General features: G+C 72.0%; 18 protein-coding genes. 10 read left to right on the top strand and 8 right to left on the bottom strand.

Features of this window, described 5'->3' with window-relative positions; translation table 11 throughout:
- Positions 1-6: 6 nt before the first annotated feature.
- Complete coding sequence (locus LO772_RS06920) at positions 7-2,745, top strand: fumarate reductase/succinate dehydrogenase flavoprotein subunit (protein WP_231779444.1); 2,739 nt, start codon at positions 7-9, stop codon at positions 2,743-2,745.
- A gap of 84 nt (positions 2,746-2,829) precedes the next feature.
- Here the strand turns inward: LO772_RS06920 and LO772_RS06925 are convergent, their stop codons facing one another.
- Positions 2,830-3,264, bottom strand: a complete 435-nt coding sequence (locus tag LO772_RS06925; RefSeq protein WP_231777486.1) for a DUF5997 family protein — start codon at positions 3,262-3,264, stop codon at positions 2,830-2,832.
- Positions 3,265-3,789: 525 nt separating this feature from the next.
- On the opposite strand from LO772_RS06925, the gene LO772_RS06930 reads away from it, so the two are divergent.
- The 4 genes from LO772_RS06930 to LO772_RS06945 all read left to right on the top strand — a co-directional run bounded on the left by LO772_RS06930 (position 3,790) and on the right by LO772_RS06945 (position 9,590).
- Positions 3,790-4,563 carry a LysR family substrate-binding domain-containing protein gene (locus LO772_RS06930; RefSeq protein ID WP_231777487.1) on the top strand — a complete coding sequence of 258 codons (774 nt, stop codon included), beginning with the start codon at positions 3,790-3,792 and terminating at the stop codon, positions 4,561-4,563.
- Positions 4,560-5,762, top strand: coding sequence for an ROK family transcriptional regulator (locus tag LO772_RS06935; RefSeq protein ID WP_231777488.1), 1,203 nt, complete (start codon positions 4,560-4,562; stop codon positions 5,760-5,762). Before LO772_RS06930 ends, LO772_RS06935 begins: the two co-directional genes overlap by 4 nt.
- Positions 5,763-6,385: 623 nt before the next feature.
- The gene (locus tag LO772_RS06940) at positions 6,386-7,615 is read left to right on the top strand and encodes an ATP-grasp domain-containing protein (RefSeq protein WP_231777489.1); all 1,230 of its coding nucleotides are present in this window, start codon (positions 6,386-6,388) and stop codon (positions 7,613-7,615) included.
- 277 nt (positions 7,616-7,892) lie between these two features.
- On the top strand, positions 7,893-9,590 hold the full coding sequence (locus tag LO772_RS06945; RefSeq protein WP_231777490.1) for an MFS transporter: 1,698 nt from the start codon (positions 7,893-7,895) through the stop codon (positions 9,588-9,590).
- A gap of 111 nt (positions 9,591-9,701) precedes the next feature.
- Here LO772_RS06945 and LO772_RS06950 read toward each other — a convergent pair whose 3' ends face one another.
- Both LO772_RS06950 and LO772_RS06955 read right to left on the bottom strand, forming a co-directional pair.
- Positions 9,702-10,676, bottom strand: a complete 975-nt coding sequence (locus LO772_RS06950; RefSeq protein ID WP_231777491.1) for an alpha/beta hydrolase — start codon at positions 10,674-10,676, stop codon at positions 9,702-9,704.
- Between the two features lie 239 nt (positions 10,677-10,915).
- Complete coding sequence (locus tag LO772_RS06955; RefSeq protein ID WP_443089439.1) at positions 10,916-12,400, bottom strand: MFS transporter; 1,485 nt, start codon at positions 12,398-12,400, stop codon at positions 10,916-10,918.
- Between the two features lie 50 nt (positions 12,401-12,450).
- Between LO772_RS06955 and LO772_RS06960 the strand changes: the two genes are divergently transcribed.
- Together LO772_RS06960 and LO772_RS06965 are read left to right on the top strand one after the other, a co-directional pair.
- Positions 12,451-12,762 (top strand): type II toxin-antitoxin system VapB family antitoxin, encoded by a 312-nt coding sequence (locus tag LO772_RS06960; RefSeq protein ID WP_443089375.1) that lies wholly within the window; start codon positions 12,451-12,453, stop codon positions 12,760-12,762.
- Positions 12,759-13,169: a PIN domain-containing protein gene (locus tag LO772_RS06965; RefSeq protein WP_231777493.1), complete on the top strand. Its 411-nt coding sequence runs from the start codon at positions 12,759-12,761 to the stop codon at positions 13,167-13,169. The genes LO772_RS06960 and LO772_RS06965 overlap by 4 nt, the downstream gene beginning before the upstream one ends.
- 364 nt (positions 13,170-13,533) lie before the next feature.
- On the opposite strand, the gene LO772_RS06970 is transcribed toward LO772_RS06965, so the two are convergent.
- On the bottom strand, positions 13,534-14,196 hold the full coding sequence (locus LO772_RS06970) for a hypothetical protein (protein ID WP_231777494.1): 663 nt from the start codon (positions 14,194-14,196) through the stop codon (positions 13,534-13,536).
- Positions 14,197-14,360: 164 nt separating this feature from the next.
- Between LO772_RS06970 and LO772_RS06975 the strand changes: the two genes are divergently transcribed.
- Positions 14,361-15,359 (top strand): inorganic phosphate transporter, encoded by a 999-nt coding sequence (locus tag LO772_RS06975; RefSeq protein ID WP_231777495.1) that lies wholly within the window; start codon positions 14,361-14,363, stop codon positions 15,357-15,359.
- Between the two features lie 200 nt (positions 15,360-15,559).
- On the opposite strand, the gene LO772_RS06980 is transcribed toward LO772_RS06975, so the two are convergent.
- Entirely contained in the window at positions 15,560-16,825 is a 1,266-nt protein-coding gene (locus LO772_RS06980) for an aromatic ring-hydroxylating oxygenase subunit alpha (protein ID WP_231777496.1), read from the bottom strand.
- A gap of 333 nt (positions 16,826-17,158) precedes the next feature.
- On the opposite strand from LO772_RS06980, the gene LO772_RS06985 reads away from it, so the two are divergent.
- Positions 17,159-18,454: an amidohydrolase family protein gene (locus LO772_RS06985; RefSeq protein WP_231777497.1), complete on the top strand. Its 1,296-nt coding sequence runs from the start codon at positions 17,159-17,161 to the stop codon at positions 18,452-18,454.
- A gap of 97 nt (positions 18,455-18,551) precedes the next feature.
- On the opposite strand, the gene LO772_RS06990 is transcribed toward LO772_RS06985, so the two are convergent.
- From LO772_RS06990 to LO772_RS07000, 3 genes are all read right to left on the bottom strand, one after another.
- Positions 18,552-18,932 (bottom strand): hypothetical protein, encoded by a 381-nt coding sequence (locus LO772_RS06990; protein ID WP_231777498.1) that lies wholly within the window; start codon positions 18,930-18,932, stop codon positions 18,552-18,554.
- Positions 18,933-19,109: 177 nt separating this feature from the next.
- Positions 19,110-19,739 carry a L,D-transpeptidase gene (locus LO772_RS06995; protein WP_231779446.1) on the bottom strand — a complete coding sequence of 210 codons (630 nt, stop codon included), beginning with the start codon at positions 19,737-19,739 and terminating at the stop codon, positions 19,110-19,112.
- A gap of 160 nt (positions 19,740-19,899) precedes the next feature.
- Complete coding sequence (locus LO772_RS07000) at positions 19,900-20,097, bottom strand: hypothetical protein (RefSeq protein ID WP_231777499.1); 198 nt, start codon at positions 20,095-20,097, stop codon at positions 19,900-19,902.
- Between the two features lie 283 nt (positions 20,098-20,380).
- On the opposite strand from LO772_RS07000, the gene LO772_RS07005 reads away from it, so the two are divergent.
- Positions 20,381-21,631, top strand: a complete 1,251-nt coding sequence (locus tag LO772_RS07005) for a phosphotransferase (RefSeq protein WP_231777500.1) — start codon at positions 20,381-20,383, stop codon at positions 21,629-21,631.
- Positions 21,632-21,669 lie beyond the last annotated feature (38 nt).

Below are 21,669 nucleotides of genomic sequence, written 5' to 3' on the forward strand. Positions count from 1 at the left end.
GCCCCGATGGCCGTCCCCGCGGTCGACGACCGCGACGAACTCAGCTGCGACGTCCTGGTGATCGGCGGCGGTACCGCCGGCACGATGGCCGCGCTGACCGCAGGCGCGCACGGTGCGCGCGTCCTGCTCCTGGAGAAGGCGCACGTACGCCACTCCGGCGCCCTCGCGATGGGCATGGACGGCGTCAACAACGCGGTGCTGCCCGGCCTCGCGACACCCGAGGACTACGTCGCCGAGATCACGCGCGCCAACGACGGCATCGTCAACCAGCGCACGGTGATGCGGACCGCGACGCGCGGTCACGCGATGGTGCGGCGACTCGAGGGCTACGGCGTCAAGTTCGAGAAGGACGAGCACGGCGAGTACGCCGTGCGGCAGGTGCACCGCTCCGGGTCGTACGTGCTGCCGATGCCCGAGGGCCGCGACATCAAGAAGGTGCTGTACCGCGAACTGCGGCGCCGCGAGAACCGCGAGCGCATCACCATCGAGAACCGGCTCATGCCCGTGCGCGTACTCACCGCCGAGGGCCGCGCGGTGGGCGCGGTCGCGCTGCACACGCGCACTGGCCGGTTCACCGTGGTCCGCGCGGGCGCGGTGATCCTGGCCACGGGTGCCGCCGGACGCCTCGGGCTGCCCGCGTCGGGCTACTTGTACGGCACGTACGAGAACCCGACCAACGCCGGTGACGGCCACGCGATGGCGTACCACGCGGGCGCGGAACTGAGCAACATCGAGTGCTTCCAGGTGAATCCGCTCATCAAGGACTACAACGGGCCCGCGTGCGCCTACGTCGCGAACCCGTTCGGCGGGTACCAGGTCAACGCCGACGGCGACCGGTTCGTGGACTGCGACTACTGGTCCGGGCAGATGATGGCGGAGGTCAAACGCGAGATCGACTCGGCGCGCGGGCCGATCTACCTCAAGCTGACGCACCTGCCGGAGGAGACCGTCAGCGCGCTGGAGAACATCCTGCACACGACCGAACGCCCCACGCGCGGCACGTTCCACGCCGGGCGCGGCCACGACTACCGCACCCACGACGTCGAGATGCACATCTCCGAGATCGGGCTGTGCGGCGGGCATTCGGGCTCGGGCGTGTGGGTCGACGAGAACGCCGCGACCACCGTGCCGGGCCTGTACGCGGCCGGCGACCTGGCGTGCGTACCGCACAACTACATGATCGGCGCGTTCGTCTACGGCGACCTGGCCGGCCAACACGCGGCCGAGGGCCCCGCGAAGGCCCCCTACACCGGACCGCTGCCCGACGACCAGATCGCCGCCGCGCACGCACTCGTCTACCGCCCGCTGCACCACCCGGACGGCCCGCCGCAGAGCCAAGTCGAGTACAAGCTGCGGCGGTTCGTGAACGACTACGTCGCACCGCCGAAGTCAGACACGCGACTCGCCATCGCCGTCGAGACGTTCGACCGCATGCGCGACGAAATCGCCGCGATGGGCGGCCGGACACCGCACGAGCTGATGCGCTGCCTGGAGGTCGACTTCATCCGCGACTGCGCCGAGATGGCGGCGCGGGCGTCGCTCGCCCGCGAGGAAAGCCGCTGGGGGCTCTACCACCAGCGCGTCGACACCCCCGAACGCGACGACCGGGACTGGCTGTTCCACCTCAACCTGCGCAAAGGCCCGGACGGGGCCATGGAGTTCGTACGCCGCGACGTCGAGCCCTACCTCGTCCCCGTCGAGGAGTTCGCCCCGCCGACCCCCGCGGACCCGAACCCCCGCCCGCTGGCGGTCGCGTCACCGCGGCCCCACCGCCGCACGGCACCCGGCGAGCCGTCCACCCCCGCACGCGCCCCCGAGGTTCGCCCGACCCACAACCCCAGGGTCATCGAACTCCTCGCCCTCGCCGAGGAGTCCCCCACACTCGCCGCGATCGCGCCCTACCTCGGCGACCCGGACCCCACCGTGCGCCGCACCGCCGTCGCGACCCTCACCGAGACCACGCCGGACGGCTTCGCCACCGCGCTCGCGGGCCGGTTCGACGACCCCGATCCGGACGTACGCGCCGCCACGGCCACGTCGCTGCGCGAACTCGCGGAAATCCTCCCGGCCTCCGACACCGCCGACGGCGACGGCCTGCGCGACGCGCTCGCCACCGCCGCGACCGCTGGCGACGCGACGGTCCGCGCCGCCGCGCTCGACCTCCTGCGGGTGCTGCGGCACCCGTCGCCCGGCCCCTATCTGCACGCCCTCGACGACCCGGAAACCGCCGTACGCCTCGAAGCCGTCCGCGGCCTGGTCTCCCTCGACGCGACCGCCGCGCTGGCGCGTCCCGCACGCGACGCCGCCCGCGAGGTCCGGGTGGCCGCGGCCAAGGCCCTCGGCACGCTCGGCGACCCCGCCGGCGCTCCGACGCTCGCCGAACTCGCCGCCGACGCCGACCCGTTCGTCCGTGCCGCCGCCCTGAGCGCGGCGGCGTCCGTCGCCACGCCGTCCCCGCTCGACGCCCTCGCCCGCGCCGCGCTCTCCGACCCGGCCTGGCAGGTCCGCGAAGGCGCCGTCCGAGCCCTGGCCGCCACCGACGACCACACCGCCCTGCTCCCACCCCTCACCGACCGGCACCCCAACGTCCGCCGCGCCGCGGTCATCTGCCTCGAACCCCACGCCCACCACCCCGACGTGACCCTGGCCCTGACCGCATCACTGACCGACAAGGACGCCGACGTACGGGCCTTCACCCGCCGCGCACTCGACCGCTCGGAGACACTGGGGTCCCTCCCGGCGTGAATGCCGCGTGGTCTCGAGACGGTATCGACATCGAAGCCAGTGGGTCGTGCCCGCGGGCACGGCCGATTGACGCCGAGCGCGCGGTCAGCGGCGGCGGGGTGGTGTGGCGGGCTGCTCGGCGGCCGTGCGGGCGCGGGCCGCGTCGCGTTGCTTCTTCAGCTCCTGGAGGCGGGCCTCCTCGCGGCGGACCTCGGCCGCGATGAGGCGTTCCTCGCGCAGCCACGCGGGCGGGTCGGCCTTCAGCGCGTCGATCTGCTCCGTGGTCAGCGCCTCGGCGATGCCTCCGCGCGCGAGGCCGGAGATGGAGACGCCCAGTCGGGCCGCGACCACCGGCCTCGGGTGCGGGCCGTTGCGGCGCAGCTCGGCCAGCCAGGCCGGCGGCTCGGCCTGCAGGGCGTTGAGTTCGTCGCGCGAGACGACCCCCTCGCGGAACTCCTCGGGGGTGGCCGGAAGGTACACACCCAGCTTCTTCGCCGCGGTCGCGGGCTTCATGGTCTGGGCGGTCTTGTGCGACGTCATACGGACAGCGTAACGAGTACCGGAGGGGACGACTCCCACGCGGGCACGGGAAGTCGCCAAGGACGGGCGGGCCCGGTATCGGGTCACCACCTCCCACGCGGGCGCGGATCGTCACCGGCGGCAGGCTGACCTGGTATCGGTCACCACCTCCCACGCGGGCGTCATCGACCGGACCGGCGATACGCCGCGGCCAAGTGACTGTGCCAGGGTGTGGCGGGCCTCCAGCGCGTGACGAACCGGGCGGAACGCGGCGGAGGCCTCGTCGGCGTTCTCCGGCCCACCGCGGAGCACTCCACGAGGGCCGCGCGAACGGACCTGCCCGACGCACGTGTCCGCCCGTCGCACGTCCGCTCCTCGGCAGCCAAGGCCCCGCGCTTCGTCCACGACCCCGGCGCGCCAGCGGCCCGCCACGGCACCTGTCCGGCCCCGAGCCGGTCACCCGGCGGAGCGGCGGGTGCGGATCCCTCTCGCCCCCTCCCGCTCCGCCCCGGCGGACACCCTGCTCACGCCCGATAGCCTGGCGACGTGACCTCCTCCGATTCCCCTCGCGTTTTTCGCCTCGCGTACGTTCCCGGGGCGACCCCCGCGAAGTGGGTGCGGATCTGGTCCGAGCGGCTGCCCGACGTCCCCTTGACGCTGGTCGCGGTCCCGCCCGCCGACGCGGCGCGGATGCTGCGGGAGCGGGTGGCCGACGCGGGGCTCGTCCGGTTGCCGCTCGACCGTACGGACCTCTCGGCGATCCCGCTCTACACCGAGACCACGGTCGCGGTCGTGCCCAAGGACCACCTGGTGACCGCCGCCGACGAGATCACCACCGCCGACCTCGCCGACGAGATCGTGCTGCACCCGCTCGACGACACCCTGCCGTGGGAGTCGCCGCCCGGGCTCCCGGCGGTCGCCCGTCCGGACACGACCTCCGATGCGATCGAGCTGGTCGCGGCGGGTGTCGGCGTCCTGCTCGTACCGCAGTCGCTCGCGCGCCTGCATCACCGCCGGGACGTCACGTACCGGCCGGTGACGGACGCCCCGCAATCGCGCGTGGCGCTCGCGTGGCCCGAGGACGCGACGACCGATCTGGTCGAGGAGTTCATCGGCATCGTGCGCGGGCGGACGGTGAACAGTTCGCGCGGACGCACGGCGCAACGCGCGGGCACTCCGGACGCGACGGCCAAACACGGTAAAAGCGGCAAAAGCGGCCAAGGCGCCGACGGCCCCAAGCCCGGTGCCAAGCCCCACCGGACCGCGCGCCCCGGTGCTTCCCGCGGCCCCAAACGCCCCGGGCGCGGCAGGCGTTCATGAGTGTGCCCGACAGCCCTACGCACCTGAGCGGTATGCGGGCCCGCAATCTCGTGCTGGTATTGGATGCGATCGACCGCCACCAGCCCGTCACGCGCGCACGGCTCGCCGAGCTGACGGGGCTCACGAAGACGACGGTGTCCGCACAGGTGACACAGTTGTCCGCGTTGGGGGTCGTCGCCGATGCCGAGCCGGTCAAGGACGGCGGGCGCGGGCGTCCCGGGGCGCCGGTGTCCGTCGCGCCGGGGCCGGTCGCGGCACTCGGGCTGGAGGTCAACGGGCACTACCTCGCGGCGTGCGTCGCCGACCTGACCCGCGCGGTCCGCGTACGCCGGGTTCTCGTCCGCGACAACCTCGGTGCCGCGCCCGCCGAGACCATCGACGCGCTGGGGCGCCTCGCCCGCGAGGTCGTCTCCGAGGCCGCCGAGGCCGGGCTGCGGCCGGTGGGGGCGGTCGCGGCGTTGCCGGGCGTCGTCGACCAGACGACCGGGACGGTCTCCGCGCCCAACCTCGGCTGGCACGAGCAATCCGTCGCCGGCCTGCTGCGCGCGGCGCTCCCGGCCGGGATTCCGCTGGTCGGCGTCGACAACGAGGCCAATCTCGCGGCGCTCGGCGAGCTGTGGTTCGGTGCGGGGGCCGACTTCGGCGACTACATCCAGGTGTCCGGGGAGACCGGGATCGGCGCGGGGATCGTGGTGTCCGGGGAGCTTTTTCGCGGCGCGCACGGGTCGGCGGGTGAGATCGGCCATGTGGTCGTGGACCCGAACGGCCCTCCCTGCCAGTGCGGCGGGCACGGCTGCCTGGAGCAGGTCGCGGGCCAGGCCGTCCTGATGCGTGCCGCGGGGCTCGACGACACGGCCGCCGACGACGACCCCGTGGCGGGCCTGCTGCGTCTGCTGGACGCGGGGGACGCCCGCGCCCACGCGGCCGTCGAGCGGGCCGGACACGGCCTGGGCACCGCGCTCGTCGCCGCCGTCAACCTGCTCGACCCCGACACCGTCGTCCTGAGCGGCGTCCACGCGGCGCTGGCCCCGTGGCTGATCCCGCACGCGGCGTCGGCGCTGGAACACGGAGGCAGCCGGATCCGCGGCGGTTCCCCGGCGATCCGCACGTCGGGCCTCGCGCGCGGCGCGGCGGTATTGGGCGCGGCCGGCCTGGTCGTCGCGCGCGTCTTCGCGGACCCCCTCGGCCTCGCCGCCTGACGCCCCAGGCGCGGCAACCGAAAATCCGCACGCCACAGCGATGCTGGGCGCGGCGGGCCTGGTTGTCGCACATCTCCGCAGGCCCTCTCGGTCTCACCGCCTGACGCCCCAGGCGCGGCAACCGAAAATCCGCACGCCACAGCGATGTTGAGCGCGGCGGGCCTGGCTGTCGCGCGTCTTCTCAGGCCCTCTCGGTCTCACCGCCTCACACCACAGGCGCGAGGGCCGAAAATCCGCACGCCACGGCGGTGTTGGGCGCCGCCGGGCCCGTCGTCGCCCGCGCCTTCGCGGACCCCCCACGGGCCCCACCGCGTGACATCCCAGGCGCGAGGGCCGAAAGTCGCTCGTGGCGCGTTGGTAAAGCGCACGTGACCAGTCGATTCGCGCACGGCCGTGGCCGAGTGGCCACAATCGACGAACCGATGCGTGCCACGGCGGTGAACAGCGGGTTTCTTCGCGCCATGTGGATAGGCCTCGCGCGTAACGACCCGTAGGTTCCGGGCTGTCGGCGGTTGGATCACCGCCCACGACGGGTCCCGCAGACACCGGATCCGGCCGCCCGCCCCCAGCGACCGTCTCCCCCATGCCCGCGTCCCGCCCCCGGAGCGAACGAAAGCACGAGCATGCACGTCCTCATCGTCAATCCCGCTTCATCCGGCACCCGTTGGATCACCGCGGCCCGCGCACTGAGCATGCGGGTCACCCTCGTCACCCCCGGCACCGGCTTCTACGCGCTCTCCGAGGCGGAACGCCGGGCCGTCCGCGAGGTCCACGAGATCACCGACCTGTCGACGCCCGCCATCCTCGCGGCGGTTCGCGAAGTGCACGGCCGCGAGCCCGTCGACATCATCGTTCCCGGCATCGAGTACGTCGTCCACGCGGTCGCCACCGTCGCGGCCGAACTCGGCCTGCCCGGGCTCGATCCCGCCGACGCGGAAGCCGTCCGCGACAAGGGCGTCATGCGCGAGCGGCTGCACCGGGCCGGGGTCCGCTCCCCGCGCAGCGTCACGGTCGCCGACCCCGACGACGCCGTGGCCGCCGCGACGGACATCGGGTTCCCGTGCGTCGTCAAGCCCGCCGACATGCTCGGCACGGTCGGCGTGCGCCGGGTCGACAACGCCGCCGACGTGACCGACGCGTACCGGGAGATCGTCGGCCACCGCGTGCCGCTGGGCCGGATGCTGCCCGGCGGCACCGTCATCGTCGAACGCTATTTGGCCGGTCCCGAGTTCTCCGCCGAAGGCGTGGTCTACGGCGGCCGGGCCGAAATCCTCGCCATCACCGAGAAGTTCCTCGGCCCGGAGCCGCACTTCCAGCAGGTCAGCCATCTCGTGCGGCCCGCCGGGATGGTCCCGGGGCACGAAGCGGTGCGCGCGTACGTCCAGGAGGTCGTCACCGCGCTGCGCATCGGCGACGGGGCGATCCACGCCGAATACCGTGTGACCGGCGACGGGCCGGTGCTCGTGGAGATCGGCGTACGCCTGCCGGGCGACCGGATCGCGGAGATGGTCGAGATGGTCACCGGCGTGTGCCAGGCGCAGGCCGTCCTCGCGGCGGCGGCCGGCCGCCCCGCGCCGGCGCCGCGCCCGGTCCGGGCCGCCGTGGCGGGCATCCACTACGTCACCAACCCCAAGCTCGTCGGCGGCAGTTACCGCGAACTCCGGGGCTGGGACGCCGCGTCGCGCCGACCGGAGGTCGTCGCGTCCGCCGTGACCTTCGCCCCCGGCGAGGAGATCCCCGACACCCAGGACATGCGCTCGCGCATCGCCCACCTGGTCTTCACCGCCCCGGACCACGCCACCGCGGTCAGGACGCGCCACGCACTGGCCGACGGCATCGATGTCGTCGGCTGAGCCGGTGGCCCTGCCCGGAACGCGCCGGACGCCCCGGCGGGCGTCGCGCGGGGTCACCCGGATCACCCGGGTCACCCGGCTGTCCCGCGGCGCGCGCCGCCGGATACCGCGCGAGGTCCCGCTCGCGGCGCCCCGGCGGGTCCCCCGCGACGTGGCACGGGTGACGCGCGGTCTCCGGCGCCGTATGCCGCGCGAGGTGACGCGCGTGGCCCGGGTTGTCGGCGGGCGTGTGCCGCGGGAGGTCACCCGTGGGATACGCGGTCGCGCATCGCACGAAGTGACGCGCGTAGCCCGCGACCTCAGCACCCGTGTGCCCCACGGGATCACCCGGGCCACCCGCGGGATCCGCGGTCGCGCGCCGCGCGAACTGACGCGCGTGGCCCGGGGCGTGCGCCGCCGCGTGACGCCCGAGGCGATTCGCGCGACCCGGGAGGCGGCGCGGGAGGTCACGCGCGGCGCGACCCGCCGTGTGCGGCGCGGTGCGCGCCCCGACGCCGCGCGTCCGGCGCTCGATTGTCTCCTCGCACGTGTCAACCGACTCGTCGCACTGCCGGTCCCGGGGGACGCACGCGACCGTCCCACGAAGGCCGTACACGCGGCACCGGCCCGCGCGGCGGTACCAACTGCCAGGGAATACACGGATTTTCCACAGAGCGCCGCCCGGGCGGACACCACCGAGGCCGACACCGCGCCGCCGGACACCGCGCGGTCGACCGCCGCGGCACCGGGCGACGAACCGTCGAACACCGCGGCCCTGTACGCCTCCCTCACCGCCCGAGGCGCGAACCGCCTTGCCACGGAGACGCTTTCGCTCGCCGTGCCGCTGCTGGTCTACCAGATCACCGGCAGCATGGCCTGGTCCGGTCTGGTGATGCTCCTCGAATGGCTGCCCCGGCTGACCGGCATCCCCGCCGCGGGCCCACTCGTCGACCGGTACGGCTCGCGGCGCTGCCTGGTCGCCGCCGAGACGCTGCGCATCGCGTTCCTCGGCGCGGCACTGGTGGGCACGCTCGTCGCCCCGGGCGCCTGGGGGCTGTTGGTCGCCGCGACGATGGCCGCGGGCGCGCTCGGTCAGGCGTCCTTCGTCGCCGTGGAGAAGCTGGGGGTCGAGATCGGGGGCAGTCGTCCGATCACCTGGACGCAGTCCGTCCAGGCCGGAATCGACCACGGCACACTCGTCGTCGCCCCCCTCGTCGCCGGGCTCCTGGCCACCTTGGGCGCCCCCGCGGCGATGACCGCCGTGCTGGCGCTCGCGGTTCTGTGCCGCATCCTGTGCCATCGCATTCCTCGGCCGACGAACACCGCTGTGGAATACGTGAGTTCGACGCCGTGGCGGCAACTGACGCGCGGGCTGCGCCTGGTCCGGCGCAACAAGACCCTCGTCCATCTGACCGTGGCCACCGCGGCGTTCAATCTCCTGGTGGCGGTGATCACGGCGGTGACCCCGGCCATCGTCCGCGAGGAACACGGCGCGGGCTCGCTCCACGTCAGCGTGATCTGGGCGGCGGGCGGGGGCCTGTCGCTGGTGTTCATCGCCATCGTGACGCGGGTCGCCCCGCGGGTCGGCATGGTGCGGGTCGGCCGGGTGAGCGCGGCACTGGCCGCACCGGCGATCGGGGCGGCGGCCTGGGCGCCGGGTTTCGCGGCGTACCTCGTCCTGATCGCCGGATTCCTGGCGCTGGACGGCGCGTTCGCGTGTTTCCTGCGGACGCTGCGCGCCCGCGTGATCCCGTTGCCCGACTTCGGCGTGACCGTCTCGGCGATGGTCCTGCTCGTGCTGCTCCCCTTCCCGTTCGCCGGTCTGCTGGTCGCCGCCGTCCCCTATGCGGGCGTACGGTCCCTTCTCACGCTCACCGCGGCCGTCGCCCTGGCCGTCATGCTCCACGGCATCCACCGCATCGCCGCCCTCACACCCGACGAACGCGCCCCGGCCGGTCCGCCGGTGGCGGAGATGGCGGCCCCGGCGACGACGTGACCGCGGCAGGCGGGGCCGCTGTGGGGGGCAGACGGGGCCGGGGTGGAGTCGGGGGTTTCGGTGACTTCACCCTGACGGACCGCCGAAAGGCGGGACGCCCGGCCCCGGAGGTCAGCCGGGCAGCGACGCGAGCCAGTCGGTGAGGAGCCGGTGAACGTCGTCGGGGCGTTCCTGCTGGAGCCAGTGGCCGGCGTCGAGGATCCGCGAGGCGACCAGCCCGGGGAGGGTGGTGGGGTAGGCGGCGATGGCGTCGGCGAGCCAGGTGGTGGAGGCGTCTCGGGCTCCGCCGATGAAGAGGGACGGTTGCGTGATCGGAGCACCGGCGAAGGCGGCGAAGTCGGACCAGTCGCGGTCCATGTTGCGGTAGCGGTTGAGCGGCCCGGCCATGCCGGTGCGTTCGAACTCACCGGCGTAGAAGTCGAGTTCGTCGTCGGTCAGCCACGCGGGACGGCGGTCGGAGGGGAAGCGGTCGCGCATCGTCCCGCCCCGGGCGACGAAGTGCGGGTCGGGGGCGCCGGATTCGGGCATGGTGTCGGCGGACAGGGCCGCGTAGATCCCCGCGAGCCAGCCCCGGACGTCGGGTTCGATCTCCGCCTCGGCCCGGCCGGGTTCCTGGAAGTAGGCGACGTAGAACTCGTCGTCGCCGCCCATCCGGGCGAAGACGTCGCTGGGCTTGGGCCCGCCGGGCGGCGTGTAGGGGACGCTGAGCATCGCCACCGCGCGGAACACATCGGGCTTGAGCAGCGCGGAATGCGCGGCGATCTGCGCGCCCCAGTCGTGGCCGACGACGACCGCGGACTCCTCGCCCAACGCCCGGACGACGGCGACGTTGTCCTCGACCAGGTCGAGCATCCGGTACGCGGAGACGTCCGCGGGCTTCGAGGAACGCCCGTACCCGCGCACGTCGATCGCGACCGCGCGGTGACCGGCGGCGGCCAGCGCGGGCAGTGCGCGCCGCCACGAGTACCACGACTCGGGGAAGCCGTGCAGGAGCAACACCAGTGGCCCCCGGCCCTGTTCGACCACGTGGATGCGGCCGGCGGGTCCGGGGACCAGCCTGTGGGTGCGTTCCTCGGCGTGGGGCATGTGTCCTCCCGGATCGATCTGGTGTGACCGATCATGCGTGAGGCGGCGCCACAGGAGTGAGCGGACTTGCCGGAACGGCAAGAACACGCCGGCCCGCGACGCCACGCCCGCGCGAGGCGAGGACACGGTCGGGATCGACACGATCGGCCCCGAGAACACCGTGCCCGCGCGCGAGGCGAGGACCGCCGCTGTCCGGTACGGGCGGTCCTCGCCGGTCTGTCGCGTCGCGGCGCGGGGCCTCAGCCCACCGGCACGCCGGACCGCTTCGCGGGCGCGACCGGTTCGGCGGCCGAGCGGCCGTGCCGGGTCGGGATGGCCGCGGCGATGGCGGCGGCGGCCAGGGAGATGCCGCAGCCGATCAGCATCGTGGTGTGGAAGCCGCTCTCGGACGGGAGCGCGCGTCCGCCGAAGTCGGTGGTCATCTGGGCGAGGATCACGCCGACCACGGCCGCGGACACCGTCGTGCCGACCGCGCGCATCAGGGCGTTGAAGCTGTTGGCGGAGCCGGTCTCGGACGTCGGGACGCCGCCCATGATCAGCGCGGGCATCGCACCGTACGCGAGGGCCAGGCCGATCATGCAGACGCACGAGACGATCATCACGGCCCACGCCGAGCCCAGCATGAACACGGACATGCCGTACCCGAGCGCCATCACGCATGCACCGACGACCAGAGTGACCTTGGGCCCGCGCACCGCGGACAGCTTCGCGCCGAGGGGCGAGACGACCATCATCATCACGCCGGACGGTGCCATCCACAGGCCCATCGCGAGCATCGACTGGCCGAGGCCGTAGCCGGTCTCCTTCGGCAGTTGCAGCAGCTGCGGGAGGATCAGCGCCTGCGCGTACATCGCCAGGCCGAGCACGACCGACGCGGTGTTGGTCACCAGCACCTGAGGCCGGGCGGCGATGCGCAGGTCGACCAGCGGGTCACGGGTGCGCAGTTCCCACATCCCCCACGCAAACAGGATCACGACGGCGGCGACCAGCAGCCCGAGCGTTCCGGTGCTCCCCCAGCCCCAGTCCGCGCCCTTCGAGATCGGCAGCAGCAGGCAGATCAGCCCGGCCCCCAGCCCGATCGCGCCGACGAAGTCGAATTTGCCCCCGGTACGCGTCGGCGACTCCGGGACGAAGAACCAGATCAGCACGGCGGCCAGCGCGCTGAGTGCCGCCGCGCTCCAGAAGAGCACGCGCCAGTCGGCGTTCTCGGTGACCCCGGCGGCGATCGGCAGGCCGAGCGCGGCGCCGATACCGAGCGACGAACTGATCAGCGCGATACCGGAGCCGAGCCGCTCGGGCGGCAGCAGGTCCCGCAGCGCGCTCATGCCGAGCGGGACGACGCCGGCGCCGATGCCCTGGAGCACACGCCCGATGACCATCGGGATCAGCGAACCCGCCAGCGCGCAGACCACCGATCCGACAATCAGCGGAACCGTGCAGATCAGCAGCATGCGGCGCTTGCCGTACAGATCGCCGAGCCGACCGCTGACCGGGGTGGCGACGGCGGTCATCAGCAGCGTCGCGGTGACGATCCAACTCGCGTTGGAGGCGGACGTGTCCAGAATCTCCGGAAAGTCGCCGATCAGCGGGATGACCAGGCTCTGCATCAACGACGCGATGATGCCGCCGAAGGCCAGCACGGCGACAACCGCACCCGAGCGGACCTGGGGAGAGGGACTTGCCACGAGCTGCTCCTGATCTTGCCGTGCAGTATGTGCATGCATCACGAATATGCAGTGTGCACAGAGTATGTATACAGCACATGATGTGGTTGATGCACATCGAGCAGCAAGCGGCGATGTTGGCGATATACAATGGCACGTACATCACCAACATTGCCCGCGCCGTCCTGAGGGAGTGCCCCATGTCCGTGACTCAGATCGACATCGACGACGAGGCCCTGAACCGCGTGATGACCCTCCTGGGGGCCAGGACCAAAAAGGAGGCCGTCAATCTGGCCCTCAACTTCTACGCCGATCGTCAGGATCGCGCGCGACGCATAAGCCGCCACTTCGAGCGAGCCCGCCGTTGGGAGGCTGTCGAGGACGCCGAGCGTCGACACACGGCGGAGAAGGGCGATCGGTGATCTACCTGCTCGACACCTCTGGGCTGGTCCGCCTGCTCAAGGATCCGAAGTTGCAGGCGGCCTGGTACGACGCGATCGACGCGGAGGCCATCGCGTCCTGCTATCCGCAACGAGCGGAATTTCTGTTCAGTGCTCGCGACGGCGGCGAATACGACGAGATCGCGGAGATGTTCGCCGACCTCTATCCCGACGTCTCGGTGCCGAAGAACGCCGGGCGCTGGATCGCCGCGGTGCAACACCGTTTGGCGCGCGGGGGCGCGCATCGCAGCGCCTCGGCAGTCGACCTGATCATCGCCGCCACGGCGGCCCACCACGGTCTGACGGTGCTTCACGACGATGCCGACTATCGGACCGTGGCACGCCATGCCCCCGACCTGACCGAGCACAACGTCCACGACGTGATCTGAGGCCGGTCCGCCCGGCGATGGCATGGGGAACCCTCCCCGGGCGCGTGGGGTTCCGGTGTTCGGTCGCGCGGGCGGGTCGGGGGTCGTAGTTGCCGGGTCCGAGGCCGTTCCGTGTCGGGGCGCAGGGGTGTGCGGGCGTGCGGCGGCCCGGCCGCGGGGCGCTGGACTGGGCGCGGCTGAGGCCGTATGGGCTCGGGTCAGGGCGGTCACGTAGGGGCGAGCGCCGCCGTCCGACCGCGGGCGCGCTGGCCGGGGCCCGGCGGGGGTGTGTGGGCTCGCGTCAGGGCGGCACGTCGTGTGTGGGGGCGTGGCGGTCCTGGCGGTCCTGGCGGGCCGGTGGGGGTTGGGTGGGAGTGGGTGGGTGTCAGGACACGGCCGCGTATGAGCGGGCGTGGACTTCGCCGAGGGCCGCCTGGGGGGTCAGGGCCGCGTCGAGCATCGCGAGGAGTGCGGTGTCGCGGTGCCGTGGCGGCAGGGGGGTCAGCGCGGCGACGGCGGTCTCCACCGAGCGGCGGGCGGTGCCGGGGAGCCACAGGAGTTCGTCGAGCCGCGTCCGCCACGCGGTGCGGTCGGGGTCGCGGGTCAGGCGCGCCAGGCGGCGTTCCGCGCGGCGGCGCAGGCGCATGACCTCGCCGCTGCCGGAGAACCGCGCGGCGGCGTCGAGAACGGCGATGAGTGTGACGGCGCGGTCGCGGGCGGAACGCGGGTCGGCCGCCGCGAGCGCGGGCGCGTACCGGGCCAGCTCCGCGCGCCGCGCCTCGGTGACGTTGTCGTTCGCGAGGATCGCCACGATCGCCACGAGCCGGTCCGTACACGCGGGGGTGTCGGTGAACGGGCTCCCGGTCAGGAAGCTGACGTACTCCATCAGGCACGCACCGTCACGGGGGTGCAGGTGCCTGCCCCGGCTCAGCACGGGCACCGCGGGCGGGGACTGCCACACTCCCTCGCCCCGGTGGGTCTGACGGCCTTGTTGAGTCGGTTGCGTCAGCCGGGTCGACTGCCACAGACCTTGCCACTGGTACGACACGACGCCCTCCTCGACGGCTCACGGAGACGGCCATGGTGTGTGACGCAGGGCACACGCCATGGTAGTTATGCATCCATCAAGGAGACTGTCCGGCGCCGCGCCGCATAAGCACAATCTGCCGTCGTGACATCGGGCCCATCCCGGCCGAGCACAGAGGGAAGCCCGTGGACCTCGCTGCGGTGATCGTGATCGTCGTCTTCGCCCTCGCCTTCGACTTCACCAACGGCTTCCACGACGCCGCCAACGCGATCGCCACCTCGGTCTCCACCCGGGCGCTGACCCCCCGGGTCGCGCTCGTGATGGCGGCGGTGATGAACCTGATCGGGGCGCACCTCGGCACCGGGGTCGCCAAAACCGTCGGCTCGGGGATCATCGACACCCCGACCGGGCGCGGCGGGTTGCTCGTCGTCTTCGCGGCGCTCCTCGGCGCGATCGTGTGGAACCTGGTCACGTGGCGGCTGGGCCTGCCGACGTCGTCGTCGCACGCGCTGCTCGGGGGCCTCATCGGCGCGGCGCTCGCGGCGACCAGCGGGGTTCAGTGGATGGGTGTGCTGGACAAGGTCGTGATCCCGATGCTGCTGGCCCCGGTGGTCGGGTTCGCGCTCGCGTACCTGCTGATGGTCGGCGTCCTGTGGTTGTTCCGGCACACGCACCCGCGCAGCACCAACCGGCGGTTCAAGCTCGCGCAGACCGTCTCCGCCGCGGCGATGGGCCTCGGCCACGGCCTGCAGGACGCGCAGAAGACCATAGGGGTCATCGTGCTGGCGCTGGTGACGGTGGGGTACCAGGACGGTTTCCACGTGCCGGAGTGGGTGGTCTTCGCGGTCGCGCTGGCGATGGCGGCCGGGACGTACGCGGGCGGCTGGCGCATCATCCGCACGCTGGGCCGCCGCATCGTGCAGTTGGACCCGCCGCGCGGTTTCGCCGCCGAGGCGACGGCGTCGGCGGTGCTGTATACGACCGCGTTCGTCTGGAAGGCGCCGATCTCGACGACGCAGACGATCACGTCCGCGATCCTGGGCACCGGCGCGACCCGCAGTCTCTCCGCGGTCCGGTGGGGTGTCGCGCGCAACATCGCCGCGGCGTGGGTGCTCACGCTGCCGGGGGCGGCCGTCGTGGCGGCGGCGATGTACGCGATCGCGCACTACGTGTTCCGCGTCTGAGTGTTCCGCGTCCGCCGCCGGCCCCGTCCGCGGCCGTGCGCGTTCGCGGGGACGCCTTCGTGCCGGGCCCGCCGGGATGCGGTCGGCGGGCCCGGCACGAAGTCCGTGCGGCGGGTTCCCTCGGACGCGGCCGAGGGCCCGCGCCCCGCCGCGGCCCGGAGGCGGCTGCGGCGGGGGCGTAGGGGGCGGGACCGACCGGGTCAGCCCAGCTTCGCGCGGTAGGCGTCCACGAAGTCGCTCGCCGAGCGGTGCAGGTGGCGGATCAGCATCTCCTGGTCGCACACCGGGAATTCGGTGACGTGGCGGCCTTCGAGCATCGTCTGCGTGGCCTCGAGCGTGTTGCAGTCCTGGAGCGCGAACTCCTTGAAGGTCACCACCGCCAGCTCCTGGCGCAGCCGCTGGAGCGCGTTCTCCGGCGGCGCGAAGTAGCAGGTGCCCTCGAAGATGTGCGTGTTGTACGAGGTCGGCCAGTAGTGGTAGGTCAAGTACCAGCCCGGCGCCCACACCACCATCATGAAGTTGGGGAAGAAGACGTACGAGTCCAGCCCCCACGCGCGGTGCCTGGACGGGTTGACGCCTTCCGGCAGCGGGTTCAGGCCGGCCAGGTCGGGGCGGTCCCACGGGCCGAAGTTGCCGCTGCGCAGCACCTGTTCGATCGGCTTGACCATGTTGATGTCCTTCGGCGGGGCCATGCCGCCCCACGCCGACTGCACCGAGTGCGGTCCGTCCAGGTCGTAGTGCAGGCCCTCGTAGCCGTAGCCGCGCAGCTTCTGGCTCTCGTCGTCGGAGTACTGCTTCGCGTGCAGGATCGGCGCGTGGTAGAACTCGGCGAACGCGTCGATGTAGAGCTTCCAGTTGCTGCCGACGTCCGCGCGGTACTTGTAGACCTCGGTCATCTCGCCGAACGGGTAGCCGCTCAGGCCCTTCGCGAAGCGGCCGAGGTATTCGTCGAGCGGCGCGGCGTCGTCGTCGAAGTTGACGAAGACGAAGCCCTCCCACACCTCGCAGCGCACCGACTTCAGCGAGAGGTTCGCCTTGTCGAGGTCGAAGAACTCCTGCTCCTGCTGCACGAACGTGCACGCGCCGTCGAGGCCGTAGCGCCAGCCGTGGTATTTGCACGTCAACTGCCGTGCGGTGCCGCTGACTTCCTCGCCGGGGTAGTCGTTCCACACCAGCTTGTTGCCGCGGTGCCGGCAGATGTTGTGGAACGCCCGGATCTCACCCTCGGCGTCGCGCACGATGATGACCGAGGTGCCCGCCGCGTGCAGCTCCTTGGTGAAGAAGCTGCCGGTCTTCGGAGCCTGCTCGACGCGCCCCACGTTCAGCCACGTGCGCCGGAAGATCGCCTCGCGCTCCCACTCGTAGTGCTCGGGCGAGATGGAGTCCTCGAACGACATCGGCTCGGTTCCCAGGTACGGGAAGTGCTCCGTCCAACTGCCCTCGGCGGGCTTGGGAAAGTGCGCCATAAGACTGCCTCCGGGCTCCTGCGAACGACGTGGGTGCGGTAGGTGGGCGGACGGCAGTAACCGTACGACCTAGTACGGTTTCGGTCAACCCCGTGCGCCGCGAACCCGGCACCCGACAGAAACCATCCGACACCGACCGGTTTCACCCGACGGGACCGTCCGGTTCAGTTCGGGCCGCGACCGCGCGGCCGGTGCTGTACAGGCGCATAGCATCGCTGTACCGTCGTCACCGGCACGAGCGTGAACTCCCGGCGGCCGTACGGGATGTGCGGCGATGTCGACACCCGGACCTCCCGGCGGTCGGCACCCACCCATCCCGCCGAAGGGACCGCGATGCACCAGGACGACCTGATTCTCATCAGCATCGACGACCACGTCATCGAGCCGCCGGACATGTTCGCCGGCCGCCTCCCCGCCAAGTACGCCGACGACGCGCCGCGTGTGGTGCGCCTCGAAACCGGCGCCGACGTCTGGAGGTTCCGCGACACCGTCATCCCCAACGTCGCGCTGAACGCGGTCGCGGGCCGCCCGAAGGAGGAGTACGGCCTCGAACCGCAGGCGCTCGACGAGATCCGCCCCGGCTGCCACAACGCCGCCGAACGCGTCAAGGACATGGACGCCGGCGGCATCCTCGCGTCGATGAACTTCCCCTCGTTCCCCGGCTTCGCCGCCCGGCTCTTCGCCACCGACGACCCCGAGTTCTCCCTCGCCCTCGTGCGCGCGTACAACGACTGGCACCTCGACGAATGGTGCGGGGCCCACCCCGGGCGGTTCATCCCGATGGGGCTGCCCGCCATCTGGGACGCCGACCTGTGTGCCGCGGAGGTCCGCCGCCTGTCCGCGAAAGGCTGCCACTCGCTGACGTTCACCGAGAACCCGGCCGCGCTCGGCTACCCGAGCTTCCACGACCCGTACTGGAACCCGCTCTGGACGGCATGCTGCGACACCGACACGGTCGTGTCGATCCACATCGGCTCGTCCGGCCGCCTCGCCGTCCCCGCCCCCGACTCACCGCCGGACGTGCTCATCACGCTCCAGCCGATGAACATCGTCTCCGCCGCGGCCGACCTGCTGTGGTCCCGCGTGCTCAAGGACTTCCCCCACATCAGGATCGCCCTGTCCGAGGGCGGCACCGGCTGGGTCCCCTACTTCCTCGAACGCGTCGACCGCACCTACGAGATGCACGCCACCTGGACGCTCCAGGACTTCGGCGGCAAGCTGCCCTCGGAGGTCTTCCGCGAGCACTTCCTGACCTGCTTCATCTCCGACCCGCTCGGCGTCCGGCTCCGGCACGACATCGGCATCGACAACATCGCCTGGGAATGCGACTACCCGCACAGCGACTCCATGTGGCCCGGCGCGCCGGAAGAACTCGCGGGCGTCATGGACCGGTTCGCCGTCCCCGACGCCGACGTCGCGAAGATGACGCACGAGAACGCCATGCGCTGGTACTCGTTCGACCCCTTCGCGCACATCCCCCGCGACCAGGCCACCGTCGGCGCGCTGCGCGCCCGCGCCGCGGGACACGACGTCGCGATCCGCGCGCTCAGCCACCACCAGGCGACGCCCGGCGCCCAACTCGCCGCCTACCAGGCCCAGCGCGACGCGATGACCAGCGGAAACCGCTGAACCCCGGCCGCCGGGGGCGTACGCCGAGTCACGGTGGAGTCCCGCGCGCTCCCGGCGGGACCCCACGGCTCGCGGCGCGCGCCCCCGGCGCGGTCCGTCAGACCTTGCAGTAGATGTCCTTGACGGCGTCGATGATCGCCGCGGCCTTGTTCTCGTCCATCTGAATGCTGTCGCTGCGGAACCGGTTGACCGTGTAGGCGACGACCGTCGGCTGGTCCTTCACGATGCGTATGTCGTCGCACGTGTTCATGGCGTGGTATATCGCCGCGTCCTCCGCCTTGGTCAGCGCGGGATCGATCCTGCCGAAAGCCTCGATGATCGCCTTCTTCTGTGCCTCGGTCGGCGGCTCGAACGAGACGCTTTCGGACGGACTCGCCGCGCCGGACTCCTTCGCTTCGTCCTCCCCCTCCGTACCACAGCCCGCCAGGAGAAGCGGGGCGGCGATGGCCGCGGCGATGACAAGGTGGGTGCGTCGCATGGTGCTCCCCGTTGAAACGTGCAAGGTCAGAAGCGTTATACCAGGGGGACACGGGCCCTCGCCCGGCGCGTCCAACTCCACGGCTCGGCCTCCCCGGACACCCCTCGGCGCGGCGCCCGGAACGCGCGAATCCCGGCGCTGGGGCCGGGATTCGCGGGTCTGGCGGGTGCGGGTGGATCAGGTGCCCGGCTTCTTGCCGTAGACGAAGACCTCGTCGCCGACGTTGAGCATCCTCCAGTAGCGCTGGGCGTCGTTCATCGTCATGTTGACGCAGCCGTGCGAACCGGGCCCGGACCACATGCCGGCCTCCGTCGCGTGGAAGGCTATGCCGCCGTCGAAGAACTGGCTGTAGGGCATGGCCGATCCGTACAGTGTGGACACGTGGTCCTTGTTGCGCCAGTAGACCTTGTGCAGGCCCGTACGCGTCTCGTCGCCGTCGCGGCCGGTACGGACCGGCACCGGAGCGGACACGACCTTCGTGCCGTCCTGGATCCAGCTGATCTGCCGGGTCAGGTCGACGCACGCCACGCGCCCCACGTTGGTGGGGCACTTGCCGTCCTTGTTGGGATTGCTCTTGGCGTCATTCTGCGCCTTGACGAACGTCGCCCGGGCGGTGGTCACCGGCCCGGCGTACCCGTACTGCGGATAGACGTCGTGCTCGACCTGGAACTTGCGGATGGTCCTGCAGTCGTCGGGGGACTGCACGCCGTCCACCTTCAAGCCGAGCAGTTGTTCCACCTGCTTCTGATGCGTCCCCGTACCGGCACCGCACCACGTGGAGGCGGCCTGCGACGTCGGCGCCCCCATCACGATGGACAGCGGTACGACCACGCCGGTGACCCCCAGCGCCGCGACGATCCGGTGCCGTGTTCTCTTCGACAATGTCACGCGAACTCCCTTCCGACGCCCCGTGCGTCGGTCCCTCCACGGTGGCACGGGGAGTGGGGGCGCACCCAGCGAACGGCGGTTACTGGACACTTCCGCGGGCGGCGTCGCCGTCGTCGGACGGGGCCGCGCCGGGGGACCGCGTCAGGACGGCGCGCAACTGGGCGTACGCGTCGCCCAGTTCGGCGGGGGTGTCGGACGACGGGGTCCGGTACACCGTCTCGTCCGGCCGCGCGTCGTGGGCGCGCGTCCCGTCCTTCGTGAATTCCGGACGGACCACGTGGGTGGCCCCCGCCGCGCCGACGACAGACGGCTCGGCGGCGGGTCGCCACCACGACGCCGTCGCCTCCCGCGGGGCGGGGCGGGTCGGGGAATGTCGCCGCGTTGTGGCCGACAATCACATGTTCCGGACACGACGGGAGAACTCCCTTGTGCGGGCGCGGAGAACTCGCTATTCACGCGAACTCCTGGTCTCCTGTTGGGATTCGGCGCCCGTGGCGGCGGTGACCGGCCCCCGGTCCCCTCCGGTCGCGGGCTCAGGTTCCGTCCCCCGGAGGTACCCCATGGCAGCTCGCACAGAAGGCACTCGGTCATCCGGCAGTCCCGCCTTCGACATGCTCAAGGCATCGCTGCGCTACGGCGCACACTGTCTCCGTGAGCGCGTCGCACCGCCGCGCGCGAAGGTGGCGGGCGATGTGCCGGTGAACGGGCGGCAGATCACCCGGGAGTGGCTGACCGCGGTCCTGTGCGCCGACCGCCCCGGCGCGGCGGTCGAGTCGTTCACGGTCGAGGACGCGACCAGCGGTACGTCGAGCCGCCTGCGGCTCCGCCTGACCTACAACGAGGCGGGTCGCGAGGCCGCGTTGCCCGACGTGCTGTTCGCGAAGACCACGGCCAAGTTCACGCAGCGCATGATGCTCGGGCTCGGGAACACGATCGAAGGGGAGCCGGGGTTCTTCGCGCACCTGCGCAACGGCGTCGACATCGAGGCGCCGCGCGGCTACCACGGAGCCGCGGACCAGGCGTCCGGACGCTCGATCGTGCTGATGGAAGACCTCGTCGCGACCAAGGGCGCGACGTTCTGCACGCCGCGGACGACCGTCACCCGGCCGCAGGCGGAAGACCTCGTCGCGAACATGGCGACGTGGCACGCGCGTTACTGGGAGTCACCGGAACTCACCGAGCACGCCTCGTGGTTGAAGATGCCCAGCGTGCACTTCCGCACGCTGGACCGGCTGATCCAATTGCGGAAGCGGGCCGAAGTCGGCGCGAAGCGGGCCGGAGCGGTGATCCCCGGGGACTTGCGCGGCACGTCGTTCGACCGCGTCTACGCGGCGTTCGCGGCGTCGGTGAACGCCGCCGACAAGGGCCCGCTGACGGTGCTGCACGGCGACGGCCACATCGGCAACACGTACACGACCGCGGCGGGCCGGATGGGTTTCGCCGACTGGCAGATCACCATGCGGGGGTCGTGGGCCTTCGACTACACCTACACCGTCACCTCGGCGCTCGCCGTGGACGACCGGCGCGCGTGGGAGAAGGACCTGCTCGGCTTCTATCTGGACAGGCTGTCCGCGGCCGGGGTGAAGGCGCCGGACTTCGACGCCGCGTGGGACGCGTACCGGTGCCAGACGCTCTATCCGTACCTCATCTGGCTCTACACCATCGGACGCGGCGCGCTCCAGCCGCAGATGCAGCCGTCCGAGACCTGCCTCGCGGTCATCGAACGCACCGCCAACGCCGTCGTGGACCTCGCCTCGCTGGACGCGATCGGGGACGGGACGGGGGTGGCCCCGCCCCGGACCGGCGATTAACATCGATTTCGATATCGAATTCGATGCCTCACACACCA

The sequence above is a fragment of the Yinghuangia sp. ASG 101 genome, from assembly GCF_021165735.1.
In the GTDB taxonomy this organism is placed as follows: Bacteria; Actinomycetota; Actinomycetes; order Streptomycetales; family Streptomycetaceae; genus Yinghuangia.

What these genes read in the sequence shown, in the direction of transcription:
- LO772_RS06950 (WP_231777491.1), bottom strand. Translation starts at nt 10,676, where the DNA reads ATGCCCCACGCCGAGGAACGCACCCACAGGCTGGTCCCCGGACCCGCC.
- LO772_RS06960 (WP_443089375.1), top strand. Translation starts at nt 12,451, where the DNA reads ATGCACATCGAGCAGCAAGCGGCGATGTTGGCGATATACAATGGCACG.
- LO772_RS07005 (WP_231777500.1), top strand. Translation starts at nt 20,381, where the DNA reads ATGGCAGCTCGCACAGAAGGCACTCGGTCATCCGGCAGTCCCGCCTTC.
- LO772_RS06990 (WP_231777498.1), bottom strand. Translation starts at nt 18,932, where the DNA reads ATGCGACGCACCCACCTTGTCATCGCCGCGGCCATCGCCGCCCCGCTT.
- LO772_RS06940 (WP_231777489.1), top strand. Translation starts at nt 6,386, where the DNA reads ATGCACGTCCTCATCGTCAATCCCGCTTCATCCGGCACCCGTTGGATC.
- LO772_RS06955 (WP_443089439.1), bottom strand. Translation starts at nt 12,400, where the DNA reads ATGCATGCACATACTGCACGGCAAGATCAGGAGCAGCTCGTGGCAAGT.
- LO772_RS06980 (WP_231777496.1), bottom strand. Translation starts at nt 16,825, where the DNA reads ATGGCGCACTTTCCCAAGCCCGCCGAGGGCAGTTGGACGGAGCACTTC.
- LO772_RS06925 (WP_231777486.1), bottom strand. Translation starts at nt 3,264, where the DNA reads ATGACGTCGCACAAGACCGCCCAGACCATGAAGCCCGCGACCGCGGCG.
- LO772_RS06985 (WP_231777497.1), top strand. Translation starts at nt 17,159, where the DNA reads ATGCACCAGGACGACCTGATTCTCATCAGCATCGACGACCACGTCATC.
- LO772_RS06920 (WP_231779444.1), top strand. Translation starts at nt 7, where the DNA reads ATGGCCGTCCCCGCGGTCGACGACCGCGACGAACTCAGCTGCGACGTC.
- LO772_RS06935 (WP_231777488.1), top strand. Translation starts at nt 4,560, where the DNA reads ATGAGTGTGCCCGACAGCCCTACGCACCTGAGCGGTATGCGGGCCCGC.
- LO772_RS06995 (WP_231779446.1), bottom strand. Translation starts at nt 19,739, where the DNA reads ATGGGGGCGCCGACGTCGCAGGCCGCCTCCACGTGGTGCGGTGCCGGT.